14 protein-coding genes, 1 tRNA gene and 4 pseudogenes are annotated in these 17,905 nt (G+C 58.0%); 13 read left to right on the forward strand and 6 right to left on the reverse strand.

Annotated elements, in window-relative coordinates; genetic code table 11:
- Positions 1-94: 94 nt before the first annotated feature.
- The 6 genes and pseudogenes from HLH48_RS04180 to HLH48_RS04205 form a co-directional block, all read right to left on the reverse strand.
- Positions 95-171, reverse strand: a tRNA-Met gene (locus HLH48_RS04180).
- 266 nt (positions 172-437) lie between these two features.
- Positions 438-1,490, reverse strand: a complete 1,053-nt coding sequence (locus HLH48_RS04185) for a tyrosine-type recombinase/integrase (RefSeq protein WP_246386834.1) — start codon at positions 1,488-1,490, stop codon at positions 438-440.
- Positions 1,491-1,507: 17 nt separating this feature from the next.
- A pseudogene (locus HLH48_RS23730) lies at positions 1,508-1,663 on the reverse strand (helix-turn-helix domain-containing protein); the annotation flags it as partial.
- Positions 1,664-1,893: 230 nt separating this feature from the next.
- The gene (locus tag HLH48_RS04195; RefSeq protein WP_408871446.1) at positions 1,894-2,106 is read right to left on the reverse strand and encodes an IS3 family transposase; all 213 of its coding nucleotides are present in this window, start codon (positions 2,104-2,106) and stop codon (positions 1,894-1,896) included.
- Positions 2,107-2,234: 128 nt separating this feature from the next.
- Positions 2,235-2,443 (reverse strand): annotated as a pseudogene (locus HLH48_RS04200) (IS110 family transposase); the annotation flags it as partial.
- Between the two features lie 11 nt (positions 2,444-2,454).
- A complete protein-coding gene (locus HLH48_RS04205; protein ID WP_182996241.1) occupies positions 2,455-3,390 on the reverse strand; it encodes a helix-turn-helix domain-containing protein in 936 nt (311 codons plus the stop codon).
- A gap of 46 nt (positions 3,391-3,436) precedes the next feature.
- Between HLH48_RS04205 and HLH48_RS04210 the strand changes: the two genes are divergently transcribed.
- The 13 genes and pseudogenes from HLH48_RS04210 to HLH48_RS04270 all read left to right on the forward strand — a co-directional run.
- Complete coding sequence (locus tag HLH48_RS04210) at positions 3,437-4,687, forward strand: amine dehydrogenase large subunit (protein ID WP_182996242.1); 1,251 nt, start codon at positions 3,437-3,439, stop codon at positions 4,685-4,687.
- Positions 4,687-5,202, forward strand: coding sequence for a MauE/DoxX family redox-associated membrane protein (locus tag HLH48_RS04215; protein ID WP_182996243.1), 516 nt, complete (start codon positions 4,687-4,689; stop codon positions 5,200-5,202). Before HLH48_RS04210 ends, HLH48_RS04215 begins: the two co-directional genes overlap by 1 nt.
- 22 nt (positions 5,203-5,224) lie before the next feature.
- A complete protein-coding gene (locus HLH48_RS04220; RefSeq protein ID WP_182996244.1) occupies positions 5,225-5,824 on the forward strand; it encodes a thioredoxin fold domain-containing protein in 600 nt (199 codons plus the stop codon).
- 205 nt (positions 5,825-6,029) lie between these two features.
- Positions 6,030-6,428, forward strand: coding sequence for a methylamine dehydrogenase light chain (locus HLH48_RS23735; RefSeq protein WP_373320162.1), 399 nt, complete (start codon positions 6,030-6,032; stop codon positions 6,426-6,428).
- Complete coding sequence (locus tag HLH48_RS04230) at positions 6,425-6,871, forward strand: c-type cytochrome (RefSeq protein WP_182996246.1); 447 nt, start codon at positions 6,425-6,427, stop codon at positions 6,869-6,871. Before HLH48_RS23735 ends, HLH48_RS04230 begins: the two co-directional genes overlap by 4 nt.
- An 8-nt stretch (positions 6,872-6,879) precedes the next feature.
- Positions 6,880-7,311: a c-type cytochrome gene (locus HLH48_RS04235; RefSeq protein ID WP_182996247.1), complete on the forward strand. Its 432-nt coding sequence runs from the start codon at positions 6,880-6,882 to the stop codon at positions 7,309-7,311.
- A gap of 203 nt (positions 7,312-7,514) precedes the next feature.
- Positions 7,515-9,983 carry a TonB-dependent receptor domain-containing protein gene (locus tag HLH48_RS04240; RefSeq protein WP_246386837.1) on the forward strand — a complete coding sequence of 823 codons (2,469 nt, stop codon included), beginning with the start codon at positions 7,515-7,517 and terminating at the stop codon, positions 9,981-9,983.
- Between the two features lie 164 nt (positions 9,984-10,147).
- On the forward strand, positions 10,148-11,308 hold the full coding sequence (locus HLH48_RS04245; RefSeq protein ID WP_182996248.1) for an efflux RND transporter periplasmic adaptor subunit: 1,161 nt from the start codon (positions 10,148-10,150) through the stop codon (positions 11,306-11,308).
- A 14-nt stretch (positions 11,309-11,322) separates the two neighbouring features.
- Positions 11,323-14,463 (forward strand): efflux RND transporter permease subunit, encoded by a 3,141-nt coding sequence (locus HLH48_RS04250; protein ID WP_182996249.1) that lies wholly within the window; start codon positions 11,323-11,325, stop codon positions 14,461-14,463.
- Positions 14,460-15,995, forward strand: coding sequence for an efflux transporter outer membrane subunit (locus HLH48_RS04255; protein ID WP_182996250.1), 1,536 nt, complete (start codon positions 14,460-14,462; stop codon positions 15,993-15,995). The genes HLH48_RS04250 and HLH48_RS04255 overlap by 4 nt, the downstream gene beginning before the upstream one ends.
- 62 nt (positions 15,996-16,057) lie before the next feature.
- Positions 16,058-16,171, forward strand: a pseudogene (locus HLH48_RS04260) (transposase); the annotation flags it as partial.
- 81 nt (positions 16,172-16,252) lie between these two features.
- Positions 16,253-17,188 carry an IS5 family transposase gene (locus tag HLH48_RS04265; protein WP_182996251.1) on the forward strand — a complete coding sequence of 312 codons (936 nt, stop codon included), beginning with the start codon at positions 16,253-16,255 and terminating at the stop codon, positions 17,186-17,188.
- A gap of 192 nt (positions 17,189-17,380) precedes the next feature.
- Positions 17,381-17,782 (forward strand): annotated as a pseudogene (locus tag HLH48_RS04270) (transposase); the annotation flags it as partial.
- Positions 17,783-17,905 lie beyond the last annotated feature (123 nt).

Here is a 17,905-nt window from a genome sequence, read left to right on the forward strand (position 1 = left end):
CTGAGGGAGGAATCCTCCGTCGTCGCCACGCTGCCGTTACGTCCAACCGTGCGCCCGTTTCCGTAGTCGGTCTCGGTTGGTAGGGTCACTCTACTGGTTGCAGGGGCCGGATTTGAACCGGCGGCCTCCGCGTTATGAGCGCGACGAGCTACCTGACTGCTCTACCCTACGTCATGTGCTGCGGCTTATCCGGAGTTCCACCGGCCCACTGGCTTCACCCAGCCGTTCTTCTCGGGTCACCGCAGCCCGCGCAGAATCGCACGGACGGGGGAGGGGTACAAGGGGAAAGTGCGTCGCCAAAGGTTAGACATTATATAGATAAGTGATTGATTCCGGCCTTATGCGATAGGTAGGTTAGAAACCCTAAAGCATTGATAAGTAATACGGATCGGCATCCCCTATGGGACGCCAATAACTTAGCATAGTTATCAACAGGCTTAAATGGTCCATATGGACCAATACAATTCGAAATCATCAGCGATGCTTCGAAGGTAGGTCGGGTCGAATTTCCGATAGACGCGGCGCAGCGTCGTCGGCTCGGTGGCCAGCCAATCGGCCGCTTGATCGATCGGCACTCGGTCCATGGCGAACCAGGATGCCACGCTGTGCTTCAGGTGGTGCGGTGTGGGCTTCCACGACAGGCCGGCGCGCTCGCACACCTTGGTGAAGGACCAGCGGAGGCCGGTCGGAACGGCCTTCCCGTGCCACTGCACGACATGGCACCCATTCGCGTTCGCCTGTGCGGTCTCCATCTCACGGCGGAGCGCCTTGGTCATGGGCACGATTGACCGACGCTTCCCCGTGATCGGCTTATCGGGCTCTTGGAAATCGATCATGCCGGTTTGCCAGTTCACCCGGTCCCACGTCAGAGCCAGAATCGACCCCTTCCGCGCGCCCGTATAGATCGCGATGGCCATGAACGTGCGGACATGCTCGGTTGTGCATGCGTCAAGCAGCCGCTTGGCTTCCGCCTTGGTCAGATACCGGTCGCGCGGGGCTGAATCGCGAGGTGCCTCTATCTCCGGCGGCCGGGGCAAAAAGCCATCCTTCCAGGCGCGGCGCATGGTCGCACGCAGCACGTTGAACTCCCGGCGGAGCGTGCCCGGCGAGACAGGATCTGGATCGGGCTTGGCCACCGTTGGCTTGCGGAACCTGGTTGCTGCATATCGGTCCCACGTGCGCTGATCGACCTGATCAACGCGCAGATGCCCCATGAAACGGCTCAGAGGCACAATCGCCTCCTGAAGCCTCTTCAGAGCCGATATCTTGCCACGCCGCGCTTCGACATATCGGTCGAAGGCGTCAGCCATGCCCAATTGGACCGGCCGCACCTCCATCTGCGCTTCGAAATCCGTCAGGAACCGACGAGCGACCTTTTCATCCGCGCTACCTGTAGAGCGGCGGTGACGCTTGCCGCTCTCCCACCAGACGACGGCCCATTTGCCGCGACGTAGTTCCAGGTGGGGCTTGTCATTTCTGTCGCGGGGCAATGGTAGGTATCCAGATAGGCTTTGAGATCGGTTTCAGAGATGCGCGTGCAGCCAGGTCGGCGGTATGCGGCAAGGCGCCCGTTGCGAATGGCGCGGCGGATCGTCTCGGGGTGGCATTGCACGATTGCAGCGGCCCTGCTGACGGTCAGCAGGGGAATTATGGTCTCGCTCATCCCTCCACCTCCCGAGGCGGCCGGGACCTCCCGTCGCGCATCATGCTCCCCACCTACGTTTTCTCGCTGCTATCTGCGATCGCCGCTGCTCTTTCGCCGTCTGACTTCCCTCGCCAAACCAGAAGCGAACTGGAAAAGCGCCTTCGTCACGCGCCCGCATCATGTCCCCTCCATTTTTGCAGATACGTCCTTTCTTGGACTTGCCCCGCAAAAGTGGAGAGCTATCGGGATCAGGTCGCCTGCCTTTGGTATGCAGCCGGGCTGATGAAGTCCAGTGACGAATGGCGCCGGACAGGATTGTAGAAACTGTCGATGTAACGGCCGATAGCATTCTCGGCATCCTGTCGGGTCAGGAAGATCGTCCGCCAAACGAGTTCGGATTTCAAGGTTTTGAAGAAGGTCTCGACAATGGCATTGTCGTAACAATTTCCCTTGCCGGACATTGAGATCAACGCTCCGTGTTTCAAAATCTCACTCTGATAATCAATCGAACAATATTGACTGCCACGGTCGGAATGACAGCCGGTCCCGGACTTTTCGGCGAGCAACGGGGATCGCACCGATACCCGTCTGGATCGCCCGTTCGGGACGGGTGCCATGTGTGGATCAGCGGTTCCCCGTCGATACGATCCGTTTTCGCGCGACGGTGTTTGCGGGAAACTGCAATTGACGCTGCATCGACGACGTAACTCTCGATCCAGGCCCGACCCCCAAGGCCTGGTCAATCCAAAACTCATCAAGCCCTGCCTCCTGGATCACCACGAGAGGAAACGGCAGGCCAATGCATGCTATCATGTTGACAAGGTATTGCGGATCGTGACGATCGGGAGTTCGCCATAGGTTTCGGCGTAATATCCCGCGAAGCGTCCGAAGTGAAAGAAACCGCACTCCAGGGCGATCTGGGACACGCCCTTGCTGGCCTGCACCGGATCGAGCATTGCGCGGCGCGCGCGATCCAAAGCCCGTTGACGAAGCCATAGGCGGGGTGAGACGCCAGTCGTCTGGACGAACGCCGAGCGCAGGATATGGGGCGGAACGTTCAATTCCTCTGTCAGTCGGGACACGGACATAATCGCGTCGTTATAATCGTCGATGAAACGCTGGGCCTTGAGGAATAGGCTGTACGAGAAGGTCCCGCGTAGCGGGGCGAAGTCGGCACTCTGCAGAATGTCGGTGAGAATATCTTTGACACGATCGAGGAGAATATCCGACAAGACCTGATCGGCCTGTCCGGATAAGCATACCTCCGGCAGCCATGTACCGGCGAAAATGCTGGCAAGCCATGCCGACATTTGTGCGACGTCGAAGGACGGTTCGATCGGTGTGATGGCGCCGAATTTCCGGAAATCAAAGCCCGGCAAATCGGCCTGCCGGGCAAGCACGTAATAAGCGCGGCAGTTCTCCTCGCCACTTACGGTGATTTCCCTGCCACCGACATGGACGAAAGCCTTATCTGACCGGGCCTCCCCATTTATCGTACCGAATTTGTGATGATGGGCGGGAAGAACGACTGCGATCGTGCCGTCCGGCGGACATGTCGTCTGGCCGACCGATACATTGATCGTTTCCTCGATGAGCGTCAGCTTACCGAAGGTCAGAACCGAGACCGTTCCTTTGAACGTGCCTTTTCCCAACTGTATATAGCGCTGATTCCACAGCGGGAGTCCTGACTCCTGAAAGGAGGGGGCAAAAAAAACATGGGTCGTTGAATCCAGCCCTTGTGCCATCTCCGTAACCAGCGGTTTCCCTTTTGAGGTCGAAACAGAATATACGATGACCGGACTTTTTCATACAGGAAAAATTTTCGAAAATGGATATCGATCCTCCCGCCGTTCTGCTCCGATAGCGGAACGAATGCTGGAGGTGAAAGCCGCGATGAGTAAAAAGTCCTCGGTCTGGTTCTGGTTGGCTGGTCTTGCTTTGCTTCCTGTCGGGGCCTGGGCTGATGAGGCGGCTTTTGTACCTGAAGTGGTGAGCGTGAAGGAGAGGATGTCGCCGGGACCGAATGTCTTTGTCAATCAGATGGATATGGCGACCAGTACGATCTATATCTTCTCGACGAAGGATCTGACGTTGAAGGGTAACGTCAGCGGAGGATCCTGGGGACTGGCGACATTGTCGCGTGATGGCAATACGGCTTACATGGCATCGGGGTTTCTAAGCCGTGTTGCGTATGGCACTGGTGAAGACGTTCTGCAGATTTTTGATGTTCCGACAAATACGGTAAAGAAGGAAATAACACTTCCTTATAAATTGACGCAATATACGCCCGACGCCGCGCAGTTGCGTTTGAGTGCGGATGAAAAATTCATCTATATCCAGAACGCCACCCCCGCGACGTCCGTGACCGTCGTGGATCTGGAAAAGGGGAAAGTCGTAAAGGAAATCCCTTCGCCCGGCTGTTACGGCATTTATCCTATGGAAAATGGATATGGCTATTCGGCGATCTGTAGCGACGGGAGCTTTGCGACCTTCAAGTTGAGCCCCGACGGGCAGACTTTTACGAGCCAGAAAAGCGAGAGGATCTTCGATGTAGATGAAGATCCGATTTTTCTGGCGTCCGCTCGTGTCGATTCCGATCTGGTGTTCCTGTCCTACAATGGAAATCTCTATCGCGTATCCGATGCGTCCGGCGTCATCAGGAAAGTCGATGTCATACCTGCGACGAAGGGTGCTCCCGGCAGTTGGGGGGCCTCCGGCTATGGCGTGATGACTTATGACAGTGAGGCGGGCATCATGTTTATGGCCATGTCCTCCAATCGTCATGAAGGCACGCATCATCATGGTGCGACCGAGATCTGGGCATATGACATGAAGAAAAAAAAGATCGTATCCCGCTCTCCTGTAAAGGATATTTCGACGATCGGAGTCGTAAAGGGCGAGGAGACGAATCTCTTCGGTCTGGATATCAAGAAAAATATTATCGTAAAATACGATATCAACCCGAAGAACGGCTATTCCCTGAAGCTGTCCGCGCAAAGGACCGATTTCGGGTTCGCGACCATGATTATGGGTGCGCGTTGATGTCAATGCTTTCCGTATCGATATCGACGTTGATCGCGTTGGTGTTTCTGCGCGCATTTCTTCATAAGATATCGGGATTTACGGTTTTTACCGGCTACGTCGAAGATTACTGTTTGATGCCTTCGCAGTTTGTACGCGCGGCGTCCGTATCCATCGTGGTTGCGGAGTTGCTGGTCGTCTTCAGCCAGGGGCTGCCGGCGTTACGGATGTTCGGTCTTTCGTTGGCGGCTCTGCTTCTGTTTCTTTATTCATTTGGAATTTCCATAAACATAAATCGAAGGCGTATAAATATAGAGTGTGGATGCGGTGGTGGAGCGCAGGTGCTGTCGTGGTCGCTGGTCGTTCGTAACGGCATTCTTCTTGGGTTGATCGCGATCGCGATGACGCAACAGAGTCCGTCTTCGGGTGGTCTGGATTATGCCGTGGCGGTTTTCGGCGGGTTTTTACTTTGGGTCGTCTTTTTGCTCGGTGATCAGATCATTGCCAATTCATCCATGGTAACGCGCGCCAGCTAGCTTCTGTCTACAGGGATTTATCATGAAACTCGTTGTCTTCGTTGTTGCAATTCTGACTTTTGTCGTAATGGCGTTGGCGATCGGTCTTTGGACCCTCGCGCGCCAGGTTGGAATCCTTTTTGAGAGAATTTCTCCCATGGGCGCGCTGGTCAACGATTCCGGTCCCGAGGTGGGGCAACGCACGCCCGAATTCAGTCTTCCGAGCCTTACGGGCGGGCAGGCCGTCATCGGGCCGAAATCCCTGCGGTCGACGCTGGTATTCTTTCTGTCTCCGACCTGTCCGATCTGCAAGAAGCTTCTGCCAATATTGGATTCGGTTCGGAAGTCGGAAGATCAGTGGCTGGATGTCATCCTGGCCAGCGATGGCGAGGATGGACAACACAAACGCTTTATTGAAAGCGCCAGACTTTCCAGCTATCCGTATGTCGTCTCGGCCGAACTTGGCCTGGCCTATCGTGTCGCGCGCCTGCCCTATGCGGTGCTCTTCGACGAACACGGCATCATCCGCGCCAAGGGGCTCATCAACAGCCGGGAACAGTTCGACAGTCTGTTCAACGCTTTCGAGATGAAAGTCGGTTCGATCCAGGCTTATCTCGATGACCGGGCGGTAGCGCAATACTGATTCGAGTCTCTTCGGACACATTTTTTAACTCTTATCGCCCGTTCAAAATATTGGAACATTTCTGATGGATAATCTGATCGATAGTCTGCTTACATGGGTCGATACCCGTGCGGAAGAGCGCATGCGGCGCCTCGCCGGACGTGCCGGACGACGGAGTTTTCTGCACAAGGCAGGGGGGATTTTCGTCGGGGGGACGGTTTTGCCGATGTTGCCTTACGATAATTCCAACGGCGTCGCTCACGCACGGGATGTCAGTGATCCCAACGCCATCCCCGATAATTGCGACTACTGGCGGTACTGCTCGCTCCATGGGTCACTGTGCAGCAAGTGTGGGGGAAGCGTGACACAGTGTCCGCCCGGAACGACGCCCTCGAAGGTTGCCTGGGTCGGGACATGCAGGAATCCCAAGGATAACAAGAATTACCTCGTTTCCTACAACGATTGTTGCGGGAAGGCCGGGGCCTGCGGCGAGGAGTGTACGCGTCAGGAACGCGATCGCCCCGGATATCGCATGGGGCTTGCGAGCGAGTCGAGCTGGTGTATCGCGAATGGGGGCAGTGGCGTCCACTGCACTGTTGCCGTGGTGGTGGGGATGGCGGAATGAAGTATTCGGCCGGTATTTTCTGTCTGGCGTTTACCCTTCTGGCGTCGTCGGCCTATTGCGCCGATACCGGAAAGGACCTGTTTCTGAACAATTGCGCTGCCTGCCATCAGAGCAACGGCAATGGTCAGGCAGGTCTGGCGCCGCCCCTGACGAACAAGCGGCTCTGGCAGGGGATGGGCGATGGCAGAACCCAATATATCGCGGGTGTTGCGCTGACCGGCCTTGTCGGAAAGATCGTATCGGCAGGGGAGATATATGCGGATCTTGCCATGCCGCCGCAGAATCATCTGACCGACGACGAACTGGCTCTGGTTGCCAACTATATATTCAACGATCTGAACGGTATCGACACGCATGCCGCGGGGGAGGATTTTGCGCGCACGCGTGCGGCGCCGCCGTCTCATGCCAAAATCATGATGATGCGGGACGCTGCGTTAAAATGATTCGGACAATGACCGGGGCGGGGCTGCTGGTTCTGGCGTTTTCATGCGCGGCGGTGGCAATGCCGACGCGAAATGAATATCTGCTCAAATGCTCCGGGTGTCATCTGGCTGACGGCGAAGGGATGCCGTCACACGGCATACCCAATTTTATCGGCCAGGTAGGCATGTTTGCCGATATTCCCGAAGGGCGTGCCTATATCATGCATGTTCCGGGGGTTGTCGGGTCGAGCCTGAGCGATCAGGACATATCGGCTGTACTGAATTACATCATGAAGACTTTCGCTGGAAAATCCTTGCCGCCGGACTCCAGGCCGTTCACGGCAGAGGAGGTGGCCAAGCTTCGCGCGGAAGATATAGGAAATGTTGTCGAGTATCGCAGGAAAGTAGCGAATATTCTTGCGGCGCGTGGTTTGACGGCACCAGCGTACCCCTGGCCTTGAACGCGGTCTTTACAATGTCGGACAAAAAGAAGGCATAGGGGCGGTCGGGTCTGAATTCCGTCTTTATTTATCCTGGTCCGGCTACAGGTGGAATATCGGTAGGCGTGGAATGGTGGCGATAAGTATAGATTCTACACTTGTCTGTACTCACTCTGTGGGTCGGCGAGAGGGCTGGAATATCTTTCCGTGAAAGAAGTGGTGCGATGAAGAAACGAAATGCGTCTCGCGCGAATATGGTCGATAGTGCCGTGTTCATGAAGGCGGGCGAGCGACTTGTTATTCGAGGTGGTGAAGAGGGCGTCGATTCCGATATGCGGAATTACTCCAGTCCTGCTTTGCGTCGTCGGATGATTTTGCCTGTAATGTCGCTGCTTATGGCGTCGGGATGTGTTTCGGCCTATGGCGCCGATACCGTCAGCAAGAAAAGTCATGCGCGGCCGGTCCACCGGAATGAAGCCGGACGAAAGGGTGCGCCGCCGCGTGAGGAGGAGGTCAGCGTTCAGGTTTCGCGTTTTCGCTCGCATGGTGCGGAATCAAGCGTGACGCGTCATGTCATGGACCGCTTCGTGGCTGGCACGAGCCCTATGCAGATGTTGTCGGCGACGACGCCCGGTGTGACATTCGCGTCCGACGATGGCTTCGGTCTCGATACCCTGGCCAACACGCTTTATGTTCGTGGTTTTAACCAGAGCCAGATCGGGGCGACACTTGACGGAATCCCCATGGGGGATCAGGGATTCCTTCAGTATAACGGGCTCAATATCGATCAGGCTGAAATTCAGGACAATATTTCCGGGATGGAACTGTCGCAGGGCGGTGGTGCTCTGACGGTGCCTTCCACACAGAATCTCGGTGGCGCCCTTCAGTTTTATTCCTCCGATCCGGCGGACAAGTTCGGCGGCAAAGTATCGCAGCTTTTTGGCAGCAATAATACCTTCAGAACATTTGCCCGTATCGATAGCGGGGTGCTTAGCACGACCGGTACGAAGCTGTTCGTCTCGATGGCGCGGACGGATAGCGACAAATGGAAGGGATATGGCACCCAGTTCGAGCAGCAGGTCAATGCCAAGCTGGTTCAGCCTCTGGGCTCGCTGGGCAAGATCACGACGATATTCAACTGGTCGCAGTTCCAGCAATTCAATTATCTTGGCCTGAGCATGAATATGTTCAGAAAATTGGGCCGCAAGCTTGATTACCTGTATCCTGACTATAGCACCGCCTATAATGCGGCTCTGGGAAATTATCCTGCCGCATATCAAGTTCTGGGCAACTCGGCCGACCTACAGAATGCAACGTATCTGGACGGGGCACAGAGCCAGCAGAACTATCTGATGGCGGTGATTGCCGATCTGCATCTGACATCGCGCCTTGATGAAAAGACGATACTCTACGCGCATTTGTCCGATAGCGATATCGAAGCGACGGAGAATTTTCCCTCGCCCAATGGTGCGCCGCTTGCTCAGCAAAATGGCGCCAATAATCTGCGGCGTATCGGCTTTGTCGAGTCTCTGGATTACCGTATTGCAGGAAATACTATTCAGACGGGGGTCTGGTACGAAAATAGCGGCTATTTCTATCCGGCCGACTTCTATCAGGAGCCGCTGCTGGGAGAAGGGCCACCGCGTAACCCGCTTGGTCCGTTCAAGGATCCATTTGCGCGGGAGTTGACCGATCAGTTCAATACCAATACTTTTCAATATTATCTTCAGGATACCTACGCAATCCGGCGTGATCTGCGTGTCAGCGCCGGTTTCAAGTCGTTTATCCAGACAACGCATGGCGGGGCCAAGAGCAATGATTCGGCCTTCACGGGGGAAGAAGAACTTCCGAGCGGGACATTGACTGCTTCGAGTGCGTTCCTCCCTCATTTTTCCGTCAACTATAAGCCTGATTCACACAACGAAATTTATGTCGATATTGCCGAAAACATGCGTGCGTACAGCTATAGTCCTTGGTTTGTCGCGAACGGGGGGGCGTGGGCTGTTCAGAACCAGCAGCAGTTCGTCAATAACAAGAGTGCGATCAAACCGGAGCGTGCGTGGGATTATGTTCTCGGGTACCGATTTACGACGAAGCATTTCGACCTGACGGCGGATGTTTATCATGCCGATTACTATAATAGATTGCTCAATACGACCGCCGGTTTGATCGTCCAGCCGATCAGCACGGTTGTGAATGCTGGTCGGGAGTCGATCTATGGGGCGGATGTGTCGGCGACCGTACGACCGTTCGACGGGTTGGAGATCTTCAATTCGGTCAGTTACAACGATTCGGAATATCAGCGCGGTATCATGTATGAAAGCGCCTATGTCGAATTGAAGGGGAAGAAGCAGGTCGCTTACCCGAGCTGGATATACAAGACGAATGTCTCGTATGGCTATCGCCAGTTCCGCGCGACATTCAATGCGACCTATACGGATCGGCGCCCGCTGTCTTATACCAACGATGTTTTTGTGCCGGCCTATTGGCTGGCAGGCGTATCGGCGAGTTACGATTTCGGACGTATTGGGGTGTTGCAGAACCTGCGGGCGGATTTGGGTGTCACCAATCTGTTTGGCGGCAAATATATCGGCGGCATGGGCTTCTCCGGATATCCGGTTTCGGGCGATTATCCGACCCTGTTTGCTGGTGCGCCGCGACAGTTTTTTGGCACGCTGTCCGCAAAATTCTGATGATCTGCCGCCGGTATAGTCACTGATGGTGCCGGTTCGCATATCGCCAATTCCAGGTCTGGCAGCAGTCAACATCGGGAGCGGGTTCTGACGGACGGTTGTCGTGCGTCGGGACCGGCAGGTGATGACGGGTTCTGCCGGCTTTGCCGGGACCAGAGCAGGTCATGACGTATCGCCTCTTATGTCGCGCGGTGATCCTTGCCGCATGCGCCGTGCAGCCGTTGATTACTTATATATCCTGTGCGGCGGCGACTTCCGCGCCGCTGCAGCAGGTAGTTGTTCAGAGTGTACGCGCCGCGCCGTTCACCAGGACCGCGGACCTGCCTGGGCGAACCGAGGCCGTGGAGATCGCGCAGGTTCGTCCGCAGGTGAACGGGGTCATCAAGCAGAGACTGTTCAAGGAAGGGACGGATATTACGGCCGGTCAGCCGCTCTATATGATCGACCCGGCCCCTTATCAGGCGATTTACGACGCCGCTGCCGCGCGGGTTCTGCATGCGCAGGCGGTGAAAGGCTCGGCGCGGGCGCGCCTGGATCGATACCGTCCGCTGGTGCGGATTCGTGCGGTCAGCCGCCAGGATTATGACGACGCCCTGGCGCTGGCGCGGGAGGCGGATGCCGATATTGCCCAGGCTAAAGCGAATGTCGCGCGTGCCGCGGTTGATCTCAATTACACCTGTGTACGCGCGCCTATTTCCGGTCGTGTGGGACGCTCTCTCATGACTGTCGGGGGGCTGGCAGCCATAGGACAGAATTCCAGTCTTGCCGTCGTCACGCGTCTTGATCCGATTTATGTGGACGTCAATTTGCCGGCAACCAGATTGCTGCAATTGCGCAGGGAACTGGCCCAGGGACGCTTGAAGCGGGTCAGCGATGATGCCGCGACAGTCACGCTGACGCTGGAGGATGGAAGCCTGTATGAGCAGGTCGGACGACTGGAGTTTTCCGAAGTCAATGTAGATGAGGCCACCGGCACCGTCGTGGTGCGTGCGGTGATGCCGAACCCGGCGCACATGCTGCTTCCGGGCATGTATGTCCATGCCAGGCTGGAAGAGGGCGTCGACCCTGCCGCGCTGCGCGTGCCGCAGGATGCTGTCTTCCGTAATGCGCATGGCGATCCGATGGTCATGGTCGTGGACGGCGCCAATGTGGCCGGTGCGCGGGTGATTGCGACCGGTCCGGCCGTCGGTGGTGACTGGATCGTGACGTCGGGCCTGAAGGGCGGTGAACGGATCGTGGTGAGCGGACGACAGAAGATCCGCGCTGGAGACACCGTTGACCCCGTCGCGCTGCCCGGCTCCGTACCGCCCGTTGACGCCGATTGAAGGCAGAACAGATTATGTCTCGATTTTTTATTGATCGGCCGGTTCTTGCCTGGGTGGTGGGGCTGATTGTCATATTGTTGGGCGGGATTTCCCTTTTCCGCCTGCCGGTTGCCCAGTATCCGTCAATCGCCGCGCCGCAGATCGCGATCAGTGTGATGTATCCGGGCGCTTCCGCCGAGACGGTGAACAATACCGTTGTGCGGCCGATCCTGCAGCAGATGTTTGGGCTCGATCATCTGGCGTACGTGTCCTCGCAGTCCTATGCCAGCGGGCAGATGGAAATCGACCTGACCTTTGCGCAGGGTACCGATCCGGATATCGCCCAGGTTCAGGCGCAGAACAGGCTGCAACTCGTGCTCCCACGCCTGCCGATTGCCGTGACGGCGCAGGGTCTGACGGTCACGAAGGCGGTCAAGGACTTCATGATGGTGCTGGCGTTCATTTCCAGGGATGGCAGCATGTCGGGCTTCGACATTGCCGATTACGTAGCATCGAACGTGTCGGATGCGATCAGTCGTGTGTCCGGTGTCGGCGACCATACGCTGTTCGGCTCGGAATATGCCGTGCGGATCTGGATACACCCTGGGAAGCTCTATAAATACGGGCTGACGATCAGTGACGTGCAGGCCGCGCTGATGGATCAGAACGTGCAGGTCTCCTCCGGCGAGATCGGGGGGCTGCCGGCGAGGCCGGGCACGCGCATAGATGCCACCATCATCGGTCCAACCCGGCTGACCTCGCCCGAGGAGTTCGGGGACATCATGCTGCGTGTCGAACGCGGCGGCTCGCAGGTTCGTCTGAAGGACGTGGCGCGGATCGAACTGGGACCGCAGAGCTATAACGTGACGTCCTTCTACAACAACCAGCCGACGGTCGGTCTGGCACTGAAGCTGGCGCCCGGAGCAAACCAGTTGACCACGGAAGCGGCCGTGCGCGCGGAGATGAAGAACCTCGAGAAATTCTTTCCGCCGGGCCTGCAGGTCATCTATCCGCTGGATACCGAGCCCTTCATCGTGCTGTCGATCAAGGAGGTCGTGATCACGCTGGCCGAGGCCATCGCGCTGGTCTTCGTTGTGATGCTGATCTTTATCCAGAATTTCCGTGCGACGCTGATTCCGACGATCGCGGTGCCCGTCGTACTGATGGGGACGTTCGGCATTCTCGCGGCTCTGGGGTTTTCGATCAATACGCTGACCATGCTGGCCATGGTGCTGGCGGTGGGGCTGCTGGTCGATGATGCCATCGTGGTCGTCGAGAATGTCGAGCGCGTCATGGCGGAAAGAAAGCTGCCGCCACAGGAGGCGGTGCGGGTCTCGATGGACGAGATTTCGGGCGCGCTGGTTGGCATCGTGCTGGTGCTGACGGCGGTGTTTCTTCCGATGGCTGCCTTTGGCGGTTCGATCGGCGTGATCTATCGCCAGTTCTCGATCACCATCGTCGCCGCCATGTGGCTGTCGGTGCTGGTGGCCATGATCATGACGCCTGCCTTGTGTGCGACGATGCTGAAACCTGATATGCATCAGAGGACAACCGGGCTGGCGGGGTGGTTCAACCGCGTCTTTGGCCGAATGACCGATGGATACCGGGCGAGTGCCAACTGGATGCTGCGGCGCGGCGGGGCGTCGCTGGTGATATATGGTCTGCTGGTCGGTCTGGTCGTCTTCCTGTTCATCCGGCTTCCGGAAGGGTTTCTTCCGGACGAGGATCAGGGGTTGCTCTTCGGTCAGGTGACGTTGCCTCCGGGGGCTACGGAGGAGCAGACGGCGGCGGTCAATCGCCGGGTCGGCGATTATATCCTTCGGAGCGAACGTGAAAACGTGGTGTCGGTCTTCGCGACGAATGGATTCAATTTCGCGGGCGAGGGGCAGAATGCGGGCGCTTTCTTTATCCGTCTGAAGGACTGGAGCATCCGCCAGGGCGCTGAGCGGTCGTCGGCCGCGATCGCGATGCGGATCATGACGCATTTCGAGATGGACCGGGAAGCCGAGATTTTCGCCATCAATCCGCCGGCGGTGCTGGAGTTGGGCAACGCGACCGGTTTCGATCTTGAACTGGAGGATCGCGCGCATCTCGGTCATGAGAAGCTGCTGGCTGCCCGCGACCAGATATTGATGGCGGCGGCCAGGGACCCGCGTCTGGCGGCCGTGCGTTCGAACGGTCTGGAGGACGCGCCGCAATACAAGCTGGAGATCGATCGCGAAAAGGCGAATGCGCTGGGCGTGACCAATGCTGAAATCAATACGACGATCGAAGGGGCGCTGGGGTCGATCTACGTCAATCAGTTCATGCGCAACGATCGGGTGAAGCAGGTTTACATCCAGGGCGAGGCCGACGGACGCCGGTTGGTCGAGGACCTTGGCCAATGGTATCTGCGCAATGCCGCGAACGGGCTGGTGCCCTTCGATGTGATCGCGAAAGGTCATTGGACCTTCGGCCCGCAGAAGGTCGAGAATTATAACGGACTGAATTCATATGAAATCCTCGGCCAGCCGGCCCCTGGCTACAGCAGCGGCGCAGCCATGGCGGCCATTCGGGAGATCATGGACAGGTTGCCGCCCGGCATCGGGTACGAATGGACTGGCCTGTCGTTTGAACAGATGCGCTCAAGCAGCGCGACGGGACCGCTTTATGCGCTGGCGGCAACGGTGATTCTGCTCTGTCTCGCCGGGCTGTATGAAAGCTGGGCGGTGCCCTTCGCGGTGATGCTGGTGATTCCGCTGGGTGTGCTGGGGGCGCTGGCGGCCACGTTGTGGCGCGGGCTGGCCAACGATGTCTATTTTCAGGTGGGCCTGCTGACCACGGTGGGACTGACTGTGAAAAATGCCATTCTCATCGTTGAATTCGCCAAGGCTTTCTTCGAGGCCGGCGACGCGCTTGCGGATGCGGTGATCAAAGCCGCATGCGAACGTCTGAGACCGATCCTGATGACTTCGATCGCGTTTGTATGCGGTGTGTTTCCACTGGCGATCGCAACCGGGGCCGGGTCCGGGGCGCGGACTGCGATCGGTACCGCCGTCGTCGGCGGCATGATGTCGGCCACCGTGCTGGCGATCTATTTCGTCCCCGTGTTCTTCGTGCTCGTGCTTCGGGTTTTCCGGGTTCGTCGGCGGAAGGATCGCGTGGAACTGTCCCGTGCGGGAAAGCCGGGTTCATGACAGGGTATCTGGTGCGCAGGTTGGGTCCGGTGCTGTTCGCGGCGCTGTCGGGATGTACGCTGATACCCGATTACCATCGGCCGGCCCTGCCGGTCTCCGCCATCTGGCCGCAGGGGGTGGGGTATCATGCCGGGTCGTCGACTTTTGTCGAGACCGCCGCCGCCGATCTGGGGTGGCGCGATTTTTTTGTCGATCGGCGGCTCAGAGCGCTGATCGCCCTCGCCATCCGGGAAAACCGCGATCTGCGATCGGCGGCCTCTGCCGTGGTGCAGGCGCAGGGGCAGTATCGTGTGCAGAATGCGTCGCTGTTCCCGCAGATCGGGGCGACGGGTCAGGCGCTCTATCAGGCGCCGTCGGATAATGCGGGGCTGAGCTTTGCGCCGGGCTTGCGGCAGGAGCGGGGCAATTCCGCCTATGCGAACGGCAATGTTTTCAAATATTATCAGGCCGATATCGGTTTCTCGGCGTATGAGGTCGATTTTTTCGGTCGTATCCGCAGTCTTTCGCGCGAGGCGGCGGATCGCGCTCTGAGCCAGTCCGCCAACCAGCGCACTTTGCTGATCAGTGTGATCGCACAGGTGGCCACCACTTACGTTGCCTGGCTTGCGCACGGCGAAGAGCTGAAAATAACGGGGCAGACCATGGCATCGCGGGGCGAAACGCTGCGTCTGACCCGCGCCAGCTTCGACAGCGGTGAGACCAGCCAACTTACCTTGCGGCAGGTCGAAGGACAGTTCCAGCAGGCCGCGGCGGATTATGCGCAGTTCCAGAGGCAGGTCGCGCAGGACGAAAATGAACTTGCGCTGCTGGTTGGCGCGCCGTTGCCGAAGGATCTGCCCCCGCCGGCGCCGTTCGGGCAACAGACGCTTCTGGCCGATCTGCCGGCGGGGCTTCCGTCCGAACTGCTGGATCGGCGCCCCGATATTCAGGCGGCTGAGTTTTCCCTGCTTGCGGCCAACGACGATATTGGTGCGATGCGGGCCGCCTTCTTTCCGCGTGTGATCCTTACGGCCTCGAATGGTGTTTCCAGCCTTCAGTTCCATAATCTGTTCTCGAGGGGCGGGACGACGTTCGGCCTGAACCCGCAGATACAGATCCCGTTGTTTACCTGGGGGCAGAACGAAGGAAATCTACAGGCGTCCGGCGCCATGAGGAGCCAGCGTATGGCTGCTTATGAAAAGGCGGTTCAGATCGCGTTCCATGAAGTGTCCGATGCGCTGACCGCGCGTGCCACGTATCTGGACCAGTCGCGACAGGTTAACGCGCTGGTCATGTCCTGGGCCGATGCCTGCCGGCTGGCGCGGGCACGCTTCGACGCCGGGGTGGATTCCTATCTGACCACTCTGGACGCGGAGCGGACGTTTTATGCCGCCCAGCGGAACCGGATCGAAGTGCAAGCGGCGCGGTATCAGAACCTGATCACTGTCTACCGTGCCTTGGGCGGAGGATGGCATGATTATACGGCCCGGCCGGGTACGAAGAATGCTGACAACGTCCCCGATCCGGTCGCCGGTGTGCGCCACGGAGGATGATGTGACCCTGCCTCGTGAAATGCCCTCGATTTGAAGTAACGTCCGTCCATTGGAGACAGACGATGAAGAAAGCGCGTTTCGCACAGGACCAGATCATTGGGATCCTGAAGGAGCATCAGGCGGGCGCTACGGCGGCCGATCTGTGCCGCAAGTACGGGATCAGCGATGCTACGTTCTAGGAGACCTGTGCGCGGGTGGTGGATTTTTCGGACGAAAGGTGATTCTCTTCTGGCTGATATCAAGCCTGGAGCATGACGATGGCGCACCGGTCGATTGGTCAGGATTGCCTGGTATTTTCGCGACGAGATCGAAAGCCGTCGTCATTGGATGACATTGCGGATCTGATCGACTGGCAGCCGATTGCGGCGCTGCTTGCCCCACTCTACGCCGCTCCGAAAGGCGAAGCCGCATGGCCACCGCTTACGATGTTCCGGGCGATGCTGCTTGCAGTCTGGTATGACCTTTCCGACGTCAAACTGGCTGAAGCGTTGGACGATCGAATATCCTTTCGCCGCTTCTGCGGGTTTTCCGCACACGAACCTGCGCCAGAGCGCACAGCCTTCGTGCGGTTCAGACGCGAACTGGCCACCCGCTCGCTCGATCGGGCCCTGTTCGAAGCGGTGACGGGTCAGTTGAAAGCGCGGGCAATCCGGATCAAGACCGGCACGATCGTCGATGCGACGATCATCGCGTCGCAAACGGAACGCGATGGCGAGGCACGGTGGGTCAAGCACAAAGGACGCAAGGCCGTGCATGGATTCAAAGCTCACGTCGGTGCCGATGCCACAACCGCTTTGGTCGAGCAGATTGCGATCACGCCGGCCAATATCAACGATGGCCGCGCTGGACCGGATGCCATACCCAACGACCCGGGCGAGGTTTTTGCCGATAGCGCCTATCGGGGCAATCATTTCCGCGACACCGTCCGGTCGAAAGGCGGTACGCTCCGCGTTGCCGCAACGTCGATGTGGGGACGCGACGAACAGGAAACGCTTGCCCGACTGAAGGCATGGAACGATGCCGTCCATCGGACCCGGGGCCGGATCGAGAAGATATTCGGCACCTGGAAGCGCAGCTATGGGTTACGTCGGATGCGATGGCGCGGCCTTGCCAAAGCCGCCATCCAGATCCACGTCACAGCCATTGCCTACAATCTCAGACGGACGCTCAATATCCTCGCTGTAGCGGCATGATAGGTTGACACCATATCCCTCATGCAACGCGTTGTGCGGCGTTCTCGGCATGGAGAAAACAAGTATCAATGCCGCGTTTTCTTCATCAAATATAGATGACCCCGACAATATCCACCACCCGCGCACAGGTCTCCTCTAACAGCCTGTCGGGTTGGGGTACCCTTTGAAGTGGCGAGGGTATAGTATGCTGGGATGAGCCGTTTCATCCCATTTGACCGATCCCAGCCATATCTTCTGCCGCCTGACCTGAAGTCGTGGCTTCCGGCGGACGATATGGCGCATTTCATTGTCGCTGCCATTGAGCGGGTTCCGATGAGTGCGTTCTGCGTGCCGGCGCGCACGGGTGGCAAGGCGCAGTATCATCCGCGCCTGATGCTGGCCCTTCTGATCTTCAGTTATGCGAACGGGCTGTTTTCCTCACGCCGGATCGAGCGGGCGACATATCGTGACATCGGGGTGCGCTTTGTGGCGGCAAACCTGCATCCGGATCACGACACGATTGCCACTTTCCGCCGGACAAACCGGACGGCCATTGAAGCTGCCTTTGCGCAGGTCCTGCTCCTGGCGCGCGAGACGGGCCTGCTGCGTCTTGGTGTACCGGTGCACGGATATGAGACATCGCGTTGCGCTGTTTGATTACGCTGCCAGTTTGAGATCCATTAGCGTCCGAGATGCAAGGGGCTTTTGGTCGAAACGGATCTGGTCGGGTGTTTTGTA

Origin of the sequence: Gluconacetobacter sacchari (genome assembly GCF_014174255.1) — a bacterium.
Classification (GTDB): Bacteria; Pseudomonadota; Alphaproteobacteria; order Acetobacterales; family Acetobacteraceae; genus Gluconacetobacter; species Gluconacetobacter sacchari.

Bases quoted from the DNA above. Each gene is read 5' to 3' on its own strand.
- HLH48_RS04240 (WP_246386837.1), top strand. From the start codon at position 7,515: ATGAAGAAACGAAATGCGTCTCGCGCGAATATGGTCGATAGTGCCGTG.
- HLH48_RS04255 (WP_182996250.1), top strand. From the start codon at position 14,460: ATGACAGGGTATCTGGTGCGCAGGTTGGGTCCGGTGCTGTTCGCGGCG.
- HLH48_RS04205 (WP_182996241.1), bottom strand. From the start codon at position 3,390: ATGGCACAAGGGCTGGATTCAACGACCCATGTTTTTTTTGCCCCCTCC.
- HLH48_RS04215 (WP_182996243.1), top strand. From the start codon at position 4,687: ATGTCAATGCTTTCCGTATCGATATCGACGTTGATCGCGTTGGTGTTT.
- HLH48_RS04195 (WP_408871446.1), bottom strand. From the start codon at position 2,106: ATGTCCGGCAAGGGAAATTGTTACGACAATGCCATTGTCGAGACCTTC.
- HLH48_RS04235 (WP_182996247.1), top strand. From the start codon at position 6,880: ATGACCGGGGCGGGGCTGCTGGTTCTGGCGTTTTCATGCGCGGCGGTG.
- HLH48_RS04250 (WP_182996249.1), top strand. From the start codon at position 11,323: ATGTCTCGATTTTTTATTGATCGGCCGGTTCTTGCCTGGGTGGTGGGG.
- HLH48_RS04245 (WP_182996248.1), top strand. From the start codon at position 10,148: ATGACGTATCGCCTCTTATGTCGCGCGGTGATCCTTGCCGCATGCGCC.
- HLH48_RS04230 (WP_182996246.1), top strand. From the start codon at position 6,425: ATGAAGTATTCGGCCGGTATTTTCTGTCTGGCGTTTACCCTTCTGGCG.
- HLH48_RS04220 (WP_182996244.1), top strand. From the start codon at position 5,225: ATGAAACTCGTTGTCTTCGTTGTTGCAATTCTGACTTTTGTCGTAATG.
- HLH48_RS23735 (WP_373320162.1), top strand. From the start codon at position 6,030: ATGTTGCCTTACGATAATTCCAACGGCGTCGCTCACGCACGGGATGTC.
- HLH48_RS04210 (WP_182996242.1), top strand. From the start codon at position 3,437: ATGACCGGACTTTTTCATACAGGAAAAATTTTCGAAAATGGATATCGA.
- HLH48_RS04265 (WP_182996251.1), top strand. From the start codon at position 16,253: ATGGCGCACCGGTCGATTGGTCAGGATTGCCTGGTATTTTCGCGACGA.